Below are 18,153 nucleotides of genomic sequence, written 5' to 3'. Positions count from 1 at the left end.
AGAGTGGCGGCTTATGAACACGAGTATCGTGATTGCATTACCGAAAATAGAAGATGCAAAAAAGATCCGCACAGTCCTTAACCGATATGGATTCACGGTGGCGGCGGTATGCAATTCAGGTGCAAATGCCCTTGCCAGTATCTCGGAACTTGATGGTGGCGTCCTGCTTTGCGGCTATCATCTTCAGGATATGTATTACCGTGATCTTCTGGACTATATGCCGGATTATTTTGAAATGCTGCTTATGGCTTCGCAGGGAGTGATCAGTGAAGCACCACCTTCTGTTTTGTGTGTGGGAATGCCTCTGAAAGCCGGAGATCTGGTAAATACAGTAAGCATGATCCTTTCCCAGATCGAAAGGCGCTGGAAAAAAGATAAGAAAAAACCGAAGCAGCGTTCATGGAAAGAGCAGAATTATATTTCAAATGCAAAGATGCTTTTAATGGAAAGAAATCATCTGAGTGAGGAAGACGCATACCGTTATATTCAGAAATGCAGTATGGATTCCGGGACCAATATGGTGGAGACAGCTCAGATGGTTCTGATGCTTTTATATGATTCTGTATAAACGAAAAATATAAACGAAAAATATAAACGAAAAATATAAAAGAAAAAGCAGAATTTGACAGAAAAAAGTGGCAGAGCGGGTTCGTAAGACCCGCTTATCAAAATACAGGCGCAAAGAAAAAAGGCTGAATGCCGAATGTTTTTTGCACCGGAATTGGAGGATGAGGGAATGGAATTTATGGATGGAATCTGTAAGACTAGAGAATGTGCCTGGGATGTGCTTCTTTCTGAAAGCATGAAAGACCAGGAAGCAACAGTGGAAGGAGCAATACACAGCATCCGTAATATGGGTGATGTGGCATTTGTGATACTTCGAAAAAAAGAGGGACTTTTTCAGACAGTATATGAGAACGACAAGACAAATGTTTCCATTCATGATCTGAAAGAGGCAATGTGTGTCCGCCTCACAGGAACTCTTCACGAGGAAGAAAGAGCACCTCACGGAAGAGAGCTTCGCATCAGCCATGTGGAGATCCTTTCCTCACCGGCAGAGCCACTTCCCCTGGCAATCGACAAATGGAAACTGAACACTTCTCTGGAGGCAAAACTGAACTATCGTCCCATCGCTCTGCGTAACGTGCAGGAGCGTGCAAAATTCAAGATCCAGGAAGCGCTGGTGCGTGCATTCCGTGATTATCTTTATGAAAAAGGATTCACTGAGATCCACACACCGAAGATCGGAGCTAGAGGTGCAGAGGGTGGCGCAAACCTGTTCAAACTGAGCTACTTCCACAAACCGGCTGTCCTGGCACAGAGCCCGCAGTTTTACAAACAGATGATGGTAGGCGTTTTTGACCGTGTATTTGAGACCGGCCCTGTATTCCGTGCAGAGAAACACAACACCAAACGTCATCTGAATGAATATACAAGCCTTGACTTTGAGATGGGCTACATCAACGGATTTGAGGATATCATGGAGATGGAAACCGGATTCCTTCAGTATGCGGTGGAGCTTCTGAAGAAAGACTACGCTCATGAACTTTCCATTCTGAAAGTGGAACTTCCGAAAGTAGACAAGATCCCGGCTGTACGTTTTGACAAAGCAAAAGAGCTGGTGGCTGAGAAATATAAACGTAAGATCCGCAACCCGTACGATCTGGAGCCGGAAGAAGAGGCGCTGATCGGAAGATATTTTAAAGAAGAATACGATGCGGATTTTGTTTTTGTCACACATTATCCGTCCAAGAAACGTCCGTTCTACGCAATGGATGATCCGGCAGATGAGAAATTTACATTAAGCTTTGACCTTCTGTTCAAAGGACTTGAGGTCACCACAGGCGGACAGCGTATCCATGATTATCAGATGCTGAAAGACAAGATCGCAGCCCGTGGCATGGACGAGGAAGGTATGGAACAGTACCTGGATACGTTCAAACATGGAATGCCGCCTCACGGAGGACTTGGAATCGGACTGGAACGTCTTACCATGCAGATCCTGGGAGAGGAAAATGTTCGTGAGACCTGCCTGTTCCCACGTGATATGAACAGACTTGAGCCGTAATAAGGAGAAAAAAGATGGCAAAGATAATCGATGATGAAACAATGGAAAATGTCTGCATCCTGGCGAAGCTTTCTCTGACAGAGGACGAGAAGGAAAAGGCAAAAGAGGATATGCAGAAGATGCTGGACTATGTAGATAAGTTAGACGAGCTTGACACTTCTTCCGTAGAGCCTATGTCCCATATTTTTGAGGACGAAAACGTATTCCGTGAAGACGTTGTGACAAACGGCGACAACCATGAGGCAATGCTTGCCAACGCGCCGAAGCAGAAAGAAGATCAGTATCAGGTTCCGAAAACAATTGGATAAGACAGGAGACAGGACATGGATTTGGGAAAATTAACCGCATTACAGCTTGCGGAAAAGATCAAACAGCATCAGATAAGCGTCCTGGACGGTGTGAAATACGTATTTGATCAGATCGAGGCAAAAGAGGACAAAGTCCACGCTTATCTTGATACCTATAAAAAAGAAGCCTATGCAAGAGCAAAAGAAGTACAGAAAGGCATTGAGGACGGAACTTATACCGGACCTCTTGCCGGTGTACCCATCGCTATCAAGGATAATATCTGCATCAAGGGAAAAACAACCACCTGTGCATCAAAGATCCTTGAAAACTTCGTTCCACAGTACAATGCAGAAGTCATTGACCGTCTGGAAGAAGCAGGACTTGTAATTATCGGAAAAACAAATATGGATGAGTTTGCCATGGGAAGTACTACAGAGACTTCTGCCTATGGCGTGACCAGAAACCCGTGGGATCTGGAACACGTTCCGGGAGGATCTTCCGGTGGTTCCTGTGCGGCAGTGGCAGCAGGGGAAACTTACCTGGCACTTGGTTCTGATACCGGCGGTTCTATCCGTCAGCCAAGTTCCTACTGTGGTGTTACCGGAATCAAGCCAACCTACGGTACCGTATCTCGTTACGGACTGGTTGCCTATGCATCCTCTCTGGACCAGATTGGACCGGTTGGAAAAGACGTTGCGGACTGTGCGGCACTTCTTGAGATCATTGCCGGACACGATGCAAAAGACAGCACTTCCATGAAGAGAGAGGATCTTGATTTCTCCTCTTCCATGACAGATAAGATCGTGGGAATGAAATTCGGTGTGCCCAAGGAATATCTTTCCGAAGGCCTGAACCCTGAGGTAAAAGAGGCATTTATGAATACACTGAAAAGCCTTACCGAGATGGGTGCAGTGGTAGAATTTTTCTCCATGAAGACAACAGAATATATGATCCCTGCCTACTACATCATCGCCAGCGCAGAGGCCAGCTCCAACCTGGAGCGTTTTGACGGCGTGAAGTACGGTTTCCGTGCAAAAGAGTACGAGGGACTTCATGATATGTACAAAAAGACAAGAACCGAAGGTTTCGGCGAGGAAGTAAAACGTCGTATCATGCTGGGATCTTTCGTATTAAGCTCCGGTTACTACGATGCTTACTACCTGAAAGCACTTCGCACAAAAGCCCTCATCAAAAAAGAATTCGACGAGGCCTTTTCCAAATATGATGTCCTTCTTGCTCCGGCATCTCCGTTTACCGCACCGAAGCTGGGAGAGAGCCTGAAAGACCCGCTTGCCATGTATCTTGGCGATATTTATACGGTAGCAGTAAACCTGTGCGGACTTCCCGGAATCACAGTTCCGTGTGGAAAAGACGCAGCAGGACTTCCGATCGGAATCCAGATGATTGGTGACTGCTTCAAAGAAAATAATCTGTTCCGCGCGGCACACGCATATGAGAAAAAACGCGGTGATTTCGGAACAGCAATGGAAGGGGGAGAAAAGGCATGAAACAGTATGAGACAGTCATAGGACTTGAGGTGCACGTGGAGCTTGCCACAAAAACAAAGATCTTCTGCGGATGCTCCACAGAATTCGGAGGTGCACCAAATACACATACCTGCCCGGTCTGCACCGGTATGCCGGGATCTCTTCCGGTCCTCAATAAAAAAGTGGTAGAGTTTGCCATCAAGGCAGGTCTTGCGGCAAACTGCCATATCCATCAGTACTGCAAGTTTGACCGTAAGAACTATTTTTACCCGGATAATCCCCAGAACTACCAGATCTCTCAGCTGTATCTGCCAATCTGCTACGACGGAGCCGTTGAGATCGAGACTTCCGCAGGCAAAAAGACCGTACGTATCCACGAGATGCACATGGAGGAAGATGCCGGTAAGCTGATCCATGATGAGTGGGAAGACTGCTCCCTGGTTGACTACAACCGAAGTGGCGTGCCACTTATCGAGATCGTATCCGAGCCGGATATGAGAAGCTCCGAGGAGGTTATCGCATATCTGGAAAAGCTCCGCTGCACCATGCAGTATCTTGGAGTTTCTGACTGCAAACTTCAGGAAGGTTCCATGCGTGCCGACGTCAACCTTTCTGTCCGTGAGGTGGGAAGCGAGACCTTCGGAACAAGAACCGAGATGAAGAACCTGAACTCCTTCAAGGCCATTGCGAGAGCAATCGAAGGAGAGAGAGAACGTCAGATCGAGCTTCTGGAAGAAGGAAGAGCCGTTGTACAGGAGACAAGAAGATGGGACGATAACAAAGAGTCTTCCCATGCTATGCGTTCCAAGGAGGATGCAAAGGATTACCGTTACTTCCCGGATCCGGATCTTCCGCCGATCCACATTTCCGATGCATGGATCGAAGAGCTGCGTACTTCCATTCCGGAGCTTCGTGAAGCCAAGATGGAGCGTTATCAGAAGGAGTATGAGCTTCCGGCTTATGATGCAGGGATCCTGACCGAATCCAGACATCTGGCAGGACTTTTTGAGGAGACAGCAGTTCTTCTCGGAAACCCGAAAAAGGTGGCAAACTGGTTTATGGTGGAGGTTCTCCGCCTGACAAAGGACAAGGGCCTTGATCCGGAAAGGGTAAGCTTTACCCCGAAGCATCTGGCAGACCTTCTTTCCATGGTGGAGAAAAAAGAGGTCAGCGCACAGAATGCCAAGAAAGTATTTGAAAAAGTGTTTGACGAGGATATTGATCCGGTTGTATATATAGAAGAGAATGGCCTTAAGATCGTAGAAGATACAGGCCTTCTCACCGAAACTGTGAAAAAGATCGTAGATGCAAACCCCGGACCGCTGGCAGAGCTTCTGGGCGGCAAGGATAAGGTTATGGGATTTTTTGTAGGACAGCTGATGAGAGAACTGAAAGGCAAGGCAAATCCTGACAGCGTCAGAAAAGCACTGGCAGAGGAAATTGAGAGAAGGAGATAAAATATTATGGTGACAGTAAATCAGAATTATTTAAAACTTCCGGGAAGCTATCTGTTTTCCAATATCGCAAAGAAGGTAAGCGCATATAAGGAGGCCAATCCGGAATTTAAGGATTCTGTGATCAGTCTTGGAATCGGTGATGTGACACAGCCTCTTGCACCGGCGATCATCGATGCCCTTCATAAATCCGTAGACGAGATGGCACACGCAGAAACCTTCCACGGATATGCTCCGGATCTCGGATATGAATTCTTAAGAAGTGCCATTGCAAAAAATGATTATCAGTCCAGAGGCTGCGACATCAGCGCAGACGAGATCTTTGTTTCCGATGGAGCAAAAAGTGATTCCGGAAACATCCAGGAGATCTTCGGACTGGATAACAAGGTTGCAGTTTGTGACCCGGTTTATCCTGTATACGTAGATACCAACGTTATGGCCGGACGTACAGGTCTTTATAACAAAGAGCGTGAGAACTTTGACGGTGTGATCTACATGCCATGTAAAGAGGATAACGGTTTCCTTCCGGAGATCCCGGCAGATGAAGTACCGGATCTTATTTATCTCTGCTTCCCGAACAACCCGACCGGTGGTGCCATCACAAAGGCTGCTCTTCAGGAGTGGGTTGATTACGCAAACAAAAACGGTTGCGTGATCATCTATGACGCAGCATATGAGGCATATATTTCCGAGGAAGATGTTCCGCACAGCATTTATGAGTGTGAGGGTGCGAGAACCTGTGCTATCGAGCTTCGAAGCTTTTCCAAGAATGCAGGTTTCACAGGCGTTCGTCTTGGTTTTACTGTAGTTCCGAAGGAACTGGTACGTGACGGCGTAGAGCTTCACAGCCTCTGGGCAAGACGTCACGGAACCAAGTTCAATGGTGCTCCGTATATCGTGCAGAGAGCAGGCGAGGCTGTTTACTCTCCGGAGGGAAAAGCACAGCTGAAAGAACAGATCGCTTACTACATGCGTAATGCAAAGACAATCCTCGACGGACTTTCCGCAGCAGGATTTTCCGTATCCGGTGGAAAAAATGCGCCATACATCTGGCTGAAAACACCGGATCAGATGACTTCCTGGGAGTTCTTCGACTATCTCCTTGAGAAAGCACACATCGTAGGAACACCAGGTTCAGGCTTTGGTGCACATGGTGAGGGATACTTCCGTCTGACTGCATTCGGAAGCTATGAGAATACACTGGAAGCGATTGAGAGAATTAAAAATCTGTAATACAGGTGTAAGTTGCGAGGCAGGTCTTTGTAAAAGGTCTGCTTCGTTTTCGTTTATAAGAAATTTTTTGAGCAAATTCAGGAAATTGGCAATGAGGATTGCGAAAATTTATCATATCGTTTATAATTGTACAGGAAGTGAAACGCAGAACACAAAGAGGCTGTGTTTATGAAATTCACAAATTTACGCAATCACGAAAGGGGATTTTATCATGGGTATCAGAAGAGTAGAAAATATGTGCGGCGGTAAAGGCCATGTGATCATCAAAGACATTCTTGAGGGAGACGAGCTGAAAGGAAAATGCGGACTTTACGCACAGGTTACCATCGAGAAGGGCTGTTCCCTCGGATACCATGAGCATCATGGTGAGACAGAAACCTACTATATCTTAAGCGGTGAAGGCGAGTACGACGATAACGGTGTGAAACGCCCGGTAAAAGCCGGTGATATCACCATCACTCCAGATGGAAAAGGACACGGCCTTACAAATACAGGAGAAACAGATCTTGTATTTATGGCACTGATCATTTTTGACTGATCCATATAGACGAAATAGAGAAAACAGAAGTATGACAGGGGCGGCTTTTTTTGGAAAGGCTGCCTCTTTTAATTGAACGAAATGTGCCAATTGTATAAATAAAAAATATTTTTCATTTTTTTTAGAAAAAAGTGTTGACAGATAGAGACGGCTTTGCTATACTATCATTTGTCGCGAGGGAGAAAATAAAAAATCCCGAAGAAATGCGATATGCGGAAGTGTCGGAACTGGCAGACGAGCAAGACTAAGGATCTTGTGAGCATTGCGCTCGTGTGGGTTCAAGTCCCATCTTCCGCATGACTTTAAGACGGAACTGTGAATTACAGTTCCGTCTTTTTTGTGATTTTATAAGCAAAAATCAGTCAGATTTTGCCGGCGAAAAAAAGAAAAAACTTTTGAAAAAAAGTGTTGACAGATAGAGACGGCTTTGCTATACTATCACTTGTCGCGAGGGAGAAAATAAAAAATCCCAAGGAAATGCGGTCATGCGGAAGTGTCGGAACTGGCAGACGAGCAAGACTAAGGATCTTGTGAGCATTGCGCTCGTGTGGGTTCAAGTCCCATCTTCCGCATGACTTTAAGGCAGAGCTGTGAATAGCAGCTCTGTTTTTGGCTATATGAAAGTAAATCGAAGAGCGGTTTGTATATTTGTTCTCGTTTCATATACAATATGAGAATTTTGGACACCTTCAGGTCGGAACAGACGATAAAATCAATATTTTTTGAATTTTTTTTTCAGAAAAGAGGAATTTGCGGTTTTGTGTAGAATATAATTAACAGAGGGTATTTTATCGCCGCTGTTTGTCAGACTGTGGAGGAAGTGCTTATGAACATCAGAGAGAATATGGAACAGAGAGAACGGGAACTGTTAAGTCCCTATGCGTCTCACAGCGCAGATACCAGAGGCAGAGACCGGCCGGAAGAGGAATGCGATGTGCGTACCGCATATCAGCGGGACAGGGACAGGATCCTTCACTGCAAGGCTTTTCGGCGCATGAAAGATAAAACGCAGGTGTTTCTGGCACCGCAGGGAGATCATTACCGTACCAGGCTGACGCATACACTGGAGGTATCACAGATCGCCCGTACCATTGCCAAGGCACTCCGGCTTAATGAAGATCTGGTGGAAGCCATTGCGCTGGGACATGATCTGGGGCACACGCCTTTCGGACATGCCGGGGAAAGAGCGCTGGATCAGATACATCCTGGGGGTTTTGCCCACTATAAACAGAGCGTCCGGGTTGTGGAAGTACTGGAGAAGAACGGGAACGGACTGAATCTTACCTGGGAAGTCCGTAACGGGATCATGAATCACCGTACCAGTGGAAATCCTTCTACTCTGGAAGGCCAGGTCGTGCGTTTTTCTGACAAGATCGCCTATATCCATCACGATATGGACGATGCTCAGCGTGCGGGAATCATCACAGAAGATGATATTCCTGTTACGATGAGAACTTTTCTCGGATATACCACGAGAGAAAGGCTGAATACTTTCGTACATAATATTATAGAGAACAGTATGGAGAAAGACAGCATCTCCATGTCGCCGGATGTTTTTGAGGCGATGATGGAACTTCGGGTCCTGATGTTCCGGAATGTCTATGAGAATCCGGTTGCCAAGAAGGAAGAAGATAAAGCCATCAAGATGCTGAGTGAACTATACGAATATTATACAGATCATCCGGAGGTAATGTCCAGAGAATACAGAGAACTGGTGGAATACCGGGGCGTACCGAAGGAACAGGCAGTATGTGACTACATTTCGGGGATGACAGATCAGTATTCCATGGAGAAATTCAGGGAGATCTACATACCGAAGTCCTGGGAGGTCTATTAAATGGAAAAGAGGGATAAACATGCGCTATTCAGATGACATCATAGAAGAAGTCCGAATGAAAAATGACATTGTAGACGTGATATCCCAGTATGTGAAACTGACACGGAAGGGAAGTTCCTATTTCGGACTGTGTCCCTTCCATAATGAGAAAACACCTTCCTTTTCCGTGACGCCGTCCAAGCAGATGTATTACTGCTTTGGCTGCGGGGCAGGAGGAAACGTATACAATTTTATCATGGAATATGAGAATTATTCTTTTGGCGAGGCATTATCCCATCTTGCTGACCGGGCAGGGGTGGAGCTTCCGAAGATCGAATATTCCAGAGAAGCAAGAGAAAAAGCAGAAGAGAGGGCCACGCTCCTTGAGATCAACAAGCTGGCGGCTCAGTATTTTTACTATCAGCTCCGGCGAGAAGGCGGAAAAACTGCCTACGGGTATCTGACAGGCAGAGGACTTTCTGAGGAAACCATCCGGAAATTCGGCCTTGGATATTCGGACAAGTACAGCGATGACCTGTACAAATATCTTAAGAGTAAAGGATACAGTGATGAACTTCTCCGGGAATCCGGGCTGTTCAATGTGGATGAACGGCGGGGAATGTATGACAAGTTCTGGAACCGTGTGATCTTCCCGATCATGGATGTAAATAACCGGGTCATTGGTTTCGGAGGCCGTGTCATGGGAGATGGCAAGCCCAAGTACCTGAACTCACCGGAGACGAAGATCTTTGACAAGAGCCGGAATCTTTACGGACTGAACGTGGCCAGGACCACCAGGAAGAATTATCTGATCCTCTGCGAGGGATATATGGATGTGATTGCCATGCATCAGGCAGGTTTTACCAATGCGGTGGCATCTCTTGGAACTGCGCTGACATCCGGACACGCGAGCCTTGTGAAACGTTACACCAAGGAAGTCCTGCTTCTTTATGACAGTGACGGCGCAGGTATCCGGGCGGCCCTCCGTGCAATCCCGATCCTTCGGGAGGCAGGGGTTACATCCAGGGTGGTAAGCCTGAAACCATGGAAGGATCCGGATGAGTTTATTAAAAATGAGGGTGCGGAGGCTTTTGAAGAGCGTCTGAACCAGGCGATGGACAGTTTTATGTTCCGTGTGCATATTGCAGAACAGGAATTTGCGATGGATGCGCCCCAGGGACAGAATCAGTTTTTTGAGCGGTGTGCCGAAATGCTGCTGGAACTTTCCGACGAACTGGAGAGGAATCTTTATATAGAAGCAATTGTGAAGGAATATGGCCGTTACGGAGTGGGCACGGAGGATATCCGAAAAAGAGTCAACACACTGGCTCTGAAAGGAACGCCTGCAGAGAAACGGATCCAGCCGAAATCCGGGACTCCAGAAACAAAGAAAAAAGAATCCGCCGCAGATAAGGCCCAGAAGCTGATGCTTACCTGGCTTGTGAATTATCCGGGGATCTTTGAACAGGTGGAGAAATATATTTCACCGTCAGATTTTGTGGTGCCGCTGTATAAAGAAGTGGCCCAGATGCTGTTTGACCAGCATAAGGAGGGAGAGACCAATCCGGGAAAACTTCTCAATGTATTTACAGACAGCGAGGAACAGAGAGAAGTGGCATCACTTTTTAATGCCACCATCCATCTGGAAAACGAAGGAGAACAGCAGAGAGCCTTTTCTGATACGCTGCTGCGGATCAAGGAAGAGAGCCTCAAAGAAAAAAACCGTACCTGGGACCCGTCAGACATGGCAGGGCTTCAGGAACTGATAAAAGCAAAAAAAGAACTGGAAGACCTTGGAAGAAAGAGGCAGCAGCTGCATATTTCTTTCAATTAAGGATAAAATATAAACACTATATGGAGGTATAGAGCACCTATGGAAATGAATATGGCAAAATTCAGCGAGAAACTTGTAGAGCTTCTTGAACTTGCGAAAAAGAAAAAGAATGTGCTGGAATATCAGGAGATCAGTGACTTCTTCAAGGACTCTCCACTGGAAGTAGATCAGATGGAGAAAGTCTTTGATTTCCTGGAGGCCAGCGGTGTGGACGTTCTCCGTATCACAGACAACAGCGGTGACGAACTCCTCCTTGATAATGATATGGATATGGATGGAATCGAAGATGAAGAAGAGGTAGAGCTTGACAAGATCGATCTCTCTGTGCCGGAAGGTGTCAGCATCGAAGATCCGGTTCGTATGTACCTGAAAGAAATCGGTAAAGTCAGTCTGTTAAGTGCGGATGAGGAGATCGAGCTTGCAAAAAGAATGGAGAAAGGTGATGAAGCTGCCAAGAAGCGTCTGGCAGAAGCGAACCTCCGTCTTGTTGTCAGCATCGCGAAGCGTTATGTGGGACGTGGAATGCTGTTCCTTGATCTGATCCAGGAAGGTAACCTTGGTCTTATCAAAGCCGTTGAGAAATTTGATTACAGAAAAGGCTACAAGTTCAGTACCTATGCAACCTGGTGGATCCGTCAGGCCATCACAAGAGCCATTGCGGATCAGGCGCGTACTATCCGTATCCCGGTGCATATGGTTGAGACGATCAACAAGCTGATCCGTGTTTCCCGTCAGCTGCTTCAGGAGCTTGGACGTGAACCTACGCCGGAAGAGATCGCTGAGGAGATGGACATGCCGGTAGACCGTGTACGTGAGATCCTTAAGATCTCCCAGGAACCGGTATCTCTGGAAACTCCGATCGGTGAGGAGGAAGACAGCCATCTTGGGGATTTTATCCAGGATGATAATGTTCCGGTACCTGCAGATGCAGCTGCATTTACACTTCTGAAAGAGCAGCTGGTAGAGGTTTTGAGTACTCTTACTGACCGTGAGCAGAAAGTTCTCCGCCTCCGTTTCGGTCTGGACGACGGACGTGCCAGAACTCTGGAGGAAGTTGGTAAAGAGTTTAACGTTACAAGAGAGCGTATCCGTCAGATCGAAGCGAAAGCTCTGCGTAAACTGCGTCATCCCAGCCGCAGCCGCAAGCTGAAGGATTACCTTGACTGATAAAAATATATCCGTACAGCTTTCCATGCGTCTTCGTGCCATTGCCGGTATGGTAACAAAAGGAAACCGGCTGGCAGACGTAGGATGTGACCATGGCTATCTGTCTATCTATCTTGTTGGTGAAAGAATAGTTCCGTCAGCCATTGCCATGGATGTACGTCCGGGACCGCTTTCAAGAGCCAGGGAGAATATTTCCCGCTATGGCCTTGAAGATTACATAGAGACCCGTTTAAGTGATGGTCTTACAAAGCTTGAGCCGGGGGAAGGTGATACCCTGGTGATCGCGGGAATGGGCGGTCCTCTGATGGAAAGGATATTAAATGAGGGAGCGAAGGTCCGGGAGGGGTTTCAGGAACTGATCCTGCAGCCTCAGTCGGACCTTCCTCATTTCCGGCATTTTCTCTCTGAGATCGGCTGGGAGATCGTAAGAGAGGAAATGATAAAAGAAGACGGAAAGTTTTATCCTATGATGAAAGCGGTACGAAATAAAACCGGTAAAAAGATCATGTATACAGAGGCAGAAGCCTGGTTCGGGCCTCTCCTTCTGGAAAAATGCCATCCGGTTCTGAAGGAATATCTTCTCCGGGAGGCATCCATCCGTAAAAAAATACTGGCAGATCTTTTTTCCGGGGCAGGGACTTCATCTGCCTCTGCAAAAGACCGTCTTGCAGAAGTAAAGGAGGAAATGGAGCTGATAAAGTTAGCTCTTGGACGATATGAAAGCATATGAACTGATCGAATGGCTGAATGAACATCATCCGCAGAAATTTGCGGAGGAATGGGATAATGTGGGACTTCTGGTGGGAGATGATCAGAAAGAAATCTCCCATGTATTTCTTGCACTGGACCTCACAGAACCGGTGCTGGATGAGGCAGTGACAGCTGGTGCGGATATGATCCTTACCCATCATCCCATGATCTTTTCCGGGATCAAGAAGATCAACAATCATACCTTTACCGGAAGGAAGATCTTACGTCTGATCCGGGAGGATATCCCGTACTTTGCCATGCATACCAATTATGATGTGATCGGTATGGCAGATTTAAGCGCAGATTATCTGAAACTTCAGGATACAAAGGTGCTTACAGTTACCGATGAGTCCGGGGAGCAGCCGGAGGGATTCGGCCGCGTGGGAAAACTTCCCCGTGCCATGACTCTTGGCGAGTTTGGAAAATATGTAAAAGAATGCAATTGCCTTCCAGATGTGCGGGTTTACGGCGATCTGGATCAGAGGATCGAGACTGTGGCAATCTGTACAGGAAGCGGAAAGAGCATGATCCGTGATGTGATGGCAGCCGGTGCGGATGTGTATGTGACCGGAGATATTGATTATCATACTGCCATTGATACCATGGCGGATGGACTGGCGATCGTAGATGCGGGACATTATGGCACGGAGTATATTTTTGCGGAAGCCATGGAGAGGGAACTGAATGAAGCGTTCCCGGATCTTAAGACGACCTGCGCCAGTGTGAAAAATCCATATATTGTTTTATAAGTATAAGCCTGTGGAGGTGAGTGTTATGGAACAGACGATGATAAAAGTGACCATAAACGGAGAAACAAGGGAATACCCCAAGATGACCCCATATTCCGAGATTGTAAAGGATTATGAGGGAGAAACAGAGTATCCGGTGATTCTTGTAACTGAGAACGGAAAACTCCGAGAACTTCACAAGAAGCTGCGGCATGACTGTACCCTGGGATTTATAACCACAAAGGACAGTGCCGGCCGTAAAACCTACCGGCGAAGTGCGATCTTTATCCTTCTGAAAGCAATTTTTGATGTGGCCGGAAAGGAAAATGTGGATCATGTGGTAATCCATTATTCTCTGGGGAATGGTCTTTATTTTACCATGAAAGGCAGTGCAACCCTGGATCAGGAGCTTCTTGACCAGGTGAAAGTGCGGATGCGGGAGCTGGTAGATCAGAAAATTCCGATCTACAAACGCAGTGTCAGCACGGATGATGCCATTTCCATGTTTCGCAGGCATCATATGTATGACAAAGAAAAACTGTTCCGTTACCGCCGTGTTTCCAGGGTAAATATTTACAGTCTGGAGAATTTTGAGGATTATTTTTACGGTTTTATGGCACCGGATACCAGTTATGTGCAGTATTTTGACCTGCAGCTTTATGACGAAGGTTTTGTACTGATCCTTCCGCGTCAGAAAACACCGGATGTTCTGGAGGATTTTGAGCCGCAGGATAAGATCTTTCATGTGCAGAAGGAATCGGAAGAATGGGGCGACAAGCTGGATGTTGCCACTGTGGGGGACCTCAATGACCGGATCACCAGAGAGGGTGTTCAGAGCCTGATGCTGATCCAGGAGGCGCTTCACGAGGCGAAGATTTCTTCCATTGCCGAGGAGATCCAGAGAAGAGGAAATGTGAAGTTTGTAATGATCGCAGGTCCTTCTTCTTCAGGAAAGACCAGTTTTTCCCACAGGTTGTCCATTCAGCTTGCAGCTCATGGCCTGAAGCCTCACCCCATCGGTGTGGATAATTATTTCGTGAACCGGGAGCATACCCCGCTTGATGAATTCGGGGAAAAGAATTTTGAGTGCCTGGAAGCCATTGATATCAAGCAGTTTAATGAGGATATGCTGAATCTTCTTGCTGGAAAGAAAGTGGATCTTCCTACTTTTAATTTTAAGACCGGATACAGGGAATACCGGGGAGATCAACTTCAGCTTGGAAAAGATGATATCCTGGTGATCGAGGGAATCCACGGGCTTAATGACAAACTGAGCTATGCCCTTCCAAAAGAGAGCAAGTTTAAGATTTATATCAGTGCTCTGACACAGCTGAATATTGATGAACATAACCGGATCCCGACTACAGATGGCAGGCTGATCCGCCGGATTGTCCGTGATGCGCGTACACGAGGAACTTCTGCAAAGGATACCATTGCAAGATGGCCGTCTGTACGGCGTGGTGAGGAGCAGAATATTTTTCCATTCCAGGAGGAGGCGGATGTGATGTTTAATTCCGCTCTTGTGTATGAGCTTGCCTGCCTGAAGGTTTATGCGGAGCCACTGCTTTTTGGAATTGATAAGAGTGAGCCGGAGTATCAGGAGGCGAAGAGGCTTCTGAAGTTCCTGGATTATTTTGTGCCGGTGCCCTGTGAGGGGGTTCCGTTTAACTCGCTTCTGAGGGAGTTTATCGGTGGCAGCTGTTTTAATGTATAATAAATAAAGATATGTGTAGATAGAAGGCTCTGTGCAGTGCAGATATCGGTTGGCGCAAAGATGGGATTGTTCTGATTTTCTCTGTGCGTAGGATCTGTGGTGTATGGAGTCTTTTGGGTGTGGATCAAAAAAAGTTAAAGTTCTTTGCGGCGTATAGATGTCGGCTAGAGTTTACAGGACTTAAAGGAAAGGGAAAATGATCATGAGAGAGAAAGTGCAACTGACAAAATTGGCTCCAAACTGTGGCTGTGCGGCAAAAGTGGGACCGGGAACCCTAGCAGGGGTTCTTGGCGGACTGCCGAAGTTCTGCGATCCGGATCTTCTGGTGGGGACGGATACTTCGGATGATGCGGCGGTTTACCGGGTGTCCTCTGATCTGGCGCTGATTCAGACACTGGATTTTTTTACGCCTGTGGCGGATGATCCTTATGATTTCGGTCAGATCGCGGCGGCGAATGCGTTGAGTGATGTGTATGCCATGGGTGGAACTCCGAAGACGGCTTTGAATATTGTGGCGTTTCCCAAACATATGGATGTGGAGATCCTGGGGGAGATTTTGCGTGGTGGTGCGGATAAGGTGATGGAGGCTGGCGCGGTTCTTGCCGGTGGCCATACGATCCAGGATGATACGCCGAAGTATGGGCTTAGTGTGACGGGTTTTGTGGATCCGAGGAAGTTTTGGAAGAATTTTGGGGCGCAGACGGGGGATAAGCTGATTTTGACGAAGCCGCTGGGTGCGGGGATCGTGAATACGGCGATCAAGGCAGATCTGGTGACGGAAGGTGCCCGTAGGGCGGTGTTGGATTCCATGAAGAGGTTGAACCGGGATGCCTGTGAGATTTTGAAAGAGTTTGAGGTTCATGCCTGTACGGATGTGACGGGGTTTGGTCTTGGAGGGCATGCCACGGAGATGGCTGTGGCCAGTGAGCGGACGATCGTGATTGATACGGAGAAGTTGCCGGTGCTTCCGGATGTGGAGAAGTTTGCTTCTATGGGCCTGATCCCGGGTGGGGCTTACCGGAATCGGGAGTTTGCTGAAAAAACTGGTGTGAAAAGCCAGGCGGTGCTCTGGAGGGAGGATGTGGTGTTTGATCCGCAGACTTCCGGGGGACTGTTGGCGGCGGTGCCGGAGAGAGAGGCAGCGGAGATTATGAAAAGAATGGGTGAGGCTGGATTGGAGGCTGGAATGATCGGTGAGGTTGTGGATAGACGGGAGTGGACGTTGGAGATTTGGTAGGTGGCCGGACGCCAGAGGGAGCTGGCATCGATCCGGATAGGGATTTTGTGAGATGGCTAAAAGTGTTGGTGGGCAGAGGGACGCCAGAGGGAGAGGATATCGGCCCGGGCAGGGACTCCATCGGGAGATGCTGCTGGTTTCGTGAGAGGGATGGAAAACCTAACGCCAGAGGGAGAGGATATCGTTCCGGGCAAGGACTCCGTCGGGGGATACAACTAAGATTCCGGAAGGTGGCTAAAACCATTGCGGCAGGGCCAGAACTCGCCGTTGGCTCAAACAGCTGACCCTGCCGCAATAACGCCCCCTCCCGCAACCTAAGTTGTATCCCCCCTCCTCCGCAACAGCCCGAACCGATATCCTCTCCCTCAGGCTGGCATTTCCGGCCGGTAGGAAAAAACATAAAATACGTGGCGGGGACGGAAGCGGACGCGGGGCGTCCTGTCCTGGGAGTGTGAAAGTGTGGCTGTATCGGCACAGCCTCCCAGCATAAATATCGAAGAATCCAGGAACTAGTTCGGCACAGCGTTCCACTTTGAATTCCGTAGCATACAGACAAAAGTCAGCAACTATACACTTGCAACAACGAAGAACTCCTTCCGTGCCCAACGGGGTGGGAGCGCGAGGGAGGGCGTTCGGGCCAATGCCATTTAGTTAGAACATTTTGTATATGAACCTTTATATTACATTCTTTAATGTTTTGAATTTTAAATCCTTTAAGGTAAAAAATGCACAGACTCTCCCCCTGGGCAGAAACCTTCTTTTTATCCTTTAAATATCTTGTGTTTTTATTCAAAAAAAGTTATAGTATTTTTATATTAAAACACCCGGTATACAAAGCTTACAAAACCTTTCCTCTTTTTGGTGCGGGGGAACTTCCGGCTGGGCTTGACCGGAACCAGGTAATGTAACAGGAGTGTCTCGATATGAGGCGGAATGGTAGGACTGCTTTTTTGAAGGAAAGCTTTACAGATATGTACAGCCATGGTGAAATTCACCTGGTAAGTGTATTTTGTTTTTTTTTCTGATGGGTGCTTACATGTGGGGTAATGGATTCACAGAAATTATACATGATAACACGTGCGTATATCTCCTGTTCTACATATTCCGCCTTTTTTGAATGAAAGCAGGAGAGTCCAACGCTGTATTTCAGTTTTCGGAACGATGTTTCGATCCCCCATCTCAAATGGTATAATTCCTTAATCCTCCACGGAGGAAATGCATCTCTTTTAAGATTCGTAACGATACATTCGTATTCACCGGTATCCAATAAAAACCGTACTATTCTTAATTTCATAGGATAAACTGCCTGTTTTCCATCTTTTTCCAGATCCAGGAAATCAAACACGGATCTTGGGGAAAGCTTTTTATATCGGACAGGATCTTTTTTCGAATGCACCGTACTCCGCGTGATAAAGAATTATATCCCCGGTCAGCCAGTATGATCGTTTTCGCAGGGGAGTCGATATTTCCCAGCATCTGGACCAGGGCACGTGATTCATTGCTGACCATTGTTTTTTCAATCCGTATATCTGTATACTTTTTATTGCAAAGATCATACAGTGCATGGAGATGGAGCTGATTGGAACCTCTCTTTCCATAGAGAGAGGATCGTATCCTGAAAGGATATCTTACGTTTTCTTGAAAAATCAATACCAGGGCGAAGGACAAAAGAATCCTTCTGAAGTTCTAATTCAGAAATAGAAGATAGAAGTAATTTATAACTGGAAGCAAAAGCAGAATTCATAAGCGGACCTCCTTTTGTATAGTCAAGACCACCCGCTTAGCGGGTGGCTTGCTCTGTCCCTATAAGGGACTATTCCCTGCTTGCGCCCGGAAGGC

At 47.1% G+C, this 18,153-nt stretch carries 16 protein-coding genes and 2 tRNA genes; 16 read left to right on the top strand and 2 right to left on the bottom strand.

Translation table 11 applies throughout. The annotated features are described in order from the left end of the window. Window positions 1-13 precede the first annotated feature (13 nt). The 16 genes from GPK88_RS10090 to selD all read left to right on the top strand — a co-directional run bounded on the left by GPK88_RS10090 (window position 14) and on the right by selD (window position 16,314). Window positions 14-568, top strand: coding sequence for an ANTAR domain-containing response regulator (locus tag GPK88_RS10090; RefSeq protein ID WP_021977859.1), 555 nt, complete (start codon window positions 14-16; stop codon window positions 566-568). A 168-nt stretch (window positions 569-736) separates the two neighbouring features. Then, entirely contained in the window at window positions 737-2,068 is a 1,332-nt protein-coding gene (gene aspS, locus GPK88_RS10085; RefSeq protein ID WP_021977858.1) for an aspartate--tRNA(Asn) ligase, read from the top strand. 14 nt (window positions 2,069-2,082) lie between these two features. Further along, window positions 2,083-2,376, top strand: a complete 294-nt coding sequence (gatC, locus tag GPK88_RS10080; RefSeq protein ID WP_021977857.1) for an Asp-tRNA(Asn)/Glu-tRNA(Gln) amidotransferase subunit GatC — start codon at window positions 2,083-2,085, stop codon at window positions 2,374-2,376. A 15-nt stretch (window positions 2,377-2,391) separates the two neighbouring features. Next, on the top strand, window positions 2,392-3,864 hold the full coding sequence (gene gatA, locus GPK88_RS10075; RefSeq protein WP_173772329.1) for an Asp-tRNA(Asn)/Glu-tRNA(Gln) amidotransferase subunit GatA: 1,473 nt from the start codon (window positions 2,392-2,394) through the stop codon (window positions 3,862-3,864). Next, on the top strand, window positions 3,861-5,300 hold the full coding sequence (gatB, locus tag GPK88_RS10070; protein WP_092069315.1) for an Asp-tRNA(Asn)/Glu-tRNA(Gln) amidotransferase subunit GatB: 1,440 nt from the start codon (window positions 3,861-3,863) through the stop codon (window positions 5,298-5,300). The genes gatA and gatB overlap by 4 nt, the downstream gene beginning before the upstream one ends. A gap of 6 nt (window positions 5,301-5,306) precedes the next feature. Beyond that, entirely contained in the window at window positions 5,307-6,530 is a 1,224-nt protein-coding gene (locus GPK88_RS10065; protein ID WP_173772327.1) for an LL-diaminopimelate aminotransferase, read from the top strand. Window positions 6,531-6,741: 211 nt separating this feature from the next. Further along, window positions 6,742-7,068 carry a cupin domain-containing protein gene (locus tag GPK88_RS10060; protein WP_118062612.1) on the top strand — a complete coding sequence of 109 codons (327 nt, stop codon included), beginning with the start codon at window positions 6,742-6,744 and terminating at the stop codon, window positions 7,066-7,068. Window positions 7,069-7,280: 212 nt separating this feature from the next. After that, window positions 7,281-7,365: transfer RNA gene (locus tag GPK88_RS10055), tRNA-Leu, on the top strand. Between the two features lie 190 nt (window positions 7,366-7,555). Further along, window positions 7,556-7,640, top strand: a tRNA-Leu gene (locus GPK88_RS10050). 254 nt (window positions 7,641-7,894) lie between these two features. Next, the gene (locus GPK88_RS10045) at window positions 7,895-8,905 is read left to right on the top strand and encodes a deoxyguanosinetriphosphate triphosphohydrolase (protein WP_173763202.1); all 1,011 of its coding nucleotides are present in this window, start codon (window positions 7,895-7,897) and stop codon (window positions 8,903-8,905) included. A 19-nt stretch (window positions 8,906-8,924) separates the two neighbouring features. Further along, on the top strand, window positions 8,925-10,718 hold the full coding sequence (gene dnaG / locus GPK88_RS10040; RefSeq protein ID WP_173763203.1) for a DNA primase: 1,794 nt from the start codon (window positions 8,925-8,927) through the stop codon (window positions 10,716-10,718). Window positions 10,719-10,757: 39 nt separating this feature from the next. Further along, window positions 10,758-11,885 carry an RNA polymerase sigma factor RpoD gene (rpoD, locus tag GPK88_RS10035; protein ID WP_148447579.1) on the top strand — a complete coding sequence of 376 codons (1,128 nt, stop codon included), beginning with the start codon at window positions 10,758-10,760 and terminating at the stop codon, window positions 11,883-11,885. Continuing rightward, window positions 11,878-12,615, top strand: coding sequence for a tRNA (adenine(22)-N(1))-methyltransferase (locus tag GPK88_RS10030; RefSeq protein WP_243279025.1), 738 nt, complete (start codon window positions 11,878-11,880; stop codon window positions 12,613-12,615). Before rpoD ends, GPK88_RS10030 begins: the two co-directional genes overlap by 8 nt. Continuing rightward, complete coding sequence (locus GPK88_RS10025; protein ID WP_173763204.1) at window positions 12,602-13,384, top strand: Nif3-like dinuclear metal center hexameric protein; 783 nt, start codon at window positions 12,602-12,604, stop codon at window positions 13,382-13,384. Before GPK88_RS10030 ends, GPK88_RS10025 begins: the two co-directional genes overlap by 14 nt. Before the next feature lie 25 nt (window positions 13,385-13,409). Next, window positions 13,410-15,077 carry a nucleoside kinase gene (locus GPK88_RS10020; protein ID WP_173763205.1) on the top strand — a complete coding sequence of 556 codons (1,668 nt, stop codon included), beginning with the start codon at window positions 13,410-13,412 and terminating at the stop codon, window positions 15,075-15,077. A gap of 202 nt (window positions 15,078-15,279) precedes the next feature. Continuing rightward, window positions 15,280-16,314 (top strand): selenide, water dikinase SelD, encoded by a 1,035-nt coding sequence (gene selD, locus GPK88_RS10015; protein ID WP_330384958.1) that lies wholly within the window; start codon window positions 15,280-15,282, stop codon window positions 16,312-16,314. Window positions 16,315-17,305: 991 nt separating this feature from the next. Here the strand turns inward: selD and GPK88_RS10010 are convergent. Together GPK88_RS10010 and GPK88_RS19775 are read right to left on the bottom strand one after the other, a co-directional pair. After that, window positions 17,306-17,659, bottom strand: a complete 354-nt coding sequence (locus GPK88_RS10010; protein ID WP_330626660.1) for a transposase — start codon at window positions 17,657-17,659, stop codon at window positions 17,306-17,308. After that, window positions 17,605-17,964 (bottom strand): transposase, encoded by a 360-nt coding sequence (locus GPK88_RS19775; protein ID WP_215707755.1) that lies wholly within the window; start codon window positions 17,962-17,964, stop codon window positions 17,605-17,607. The genes GPK88_RS10010 and GPK88_RS19775 overlap by 55 nt, the downstream gene beginning before the upstream one ends. Between the last annotated feature and the right edge of the window lie 189 nt (window positions 17,965-18,153).

Source organism: Blautia sp. MCC269 (genome assembly GCF_018785655.1).
Taxonomy (GTDB): Bacteria; Bacillota; Clostridia; order Lachnospirales; family Lachnospiraceae; genus Blautia_A.
The sequence above is the reverse complement of the archived record's forward strand: the minus strand, read 5'-3'. Positions and strand labels throughout refer to the sequence as shown.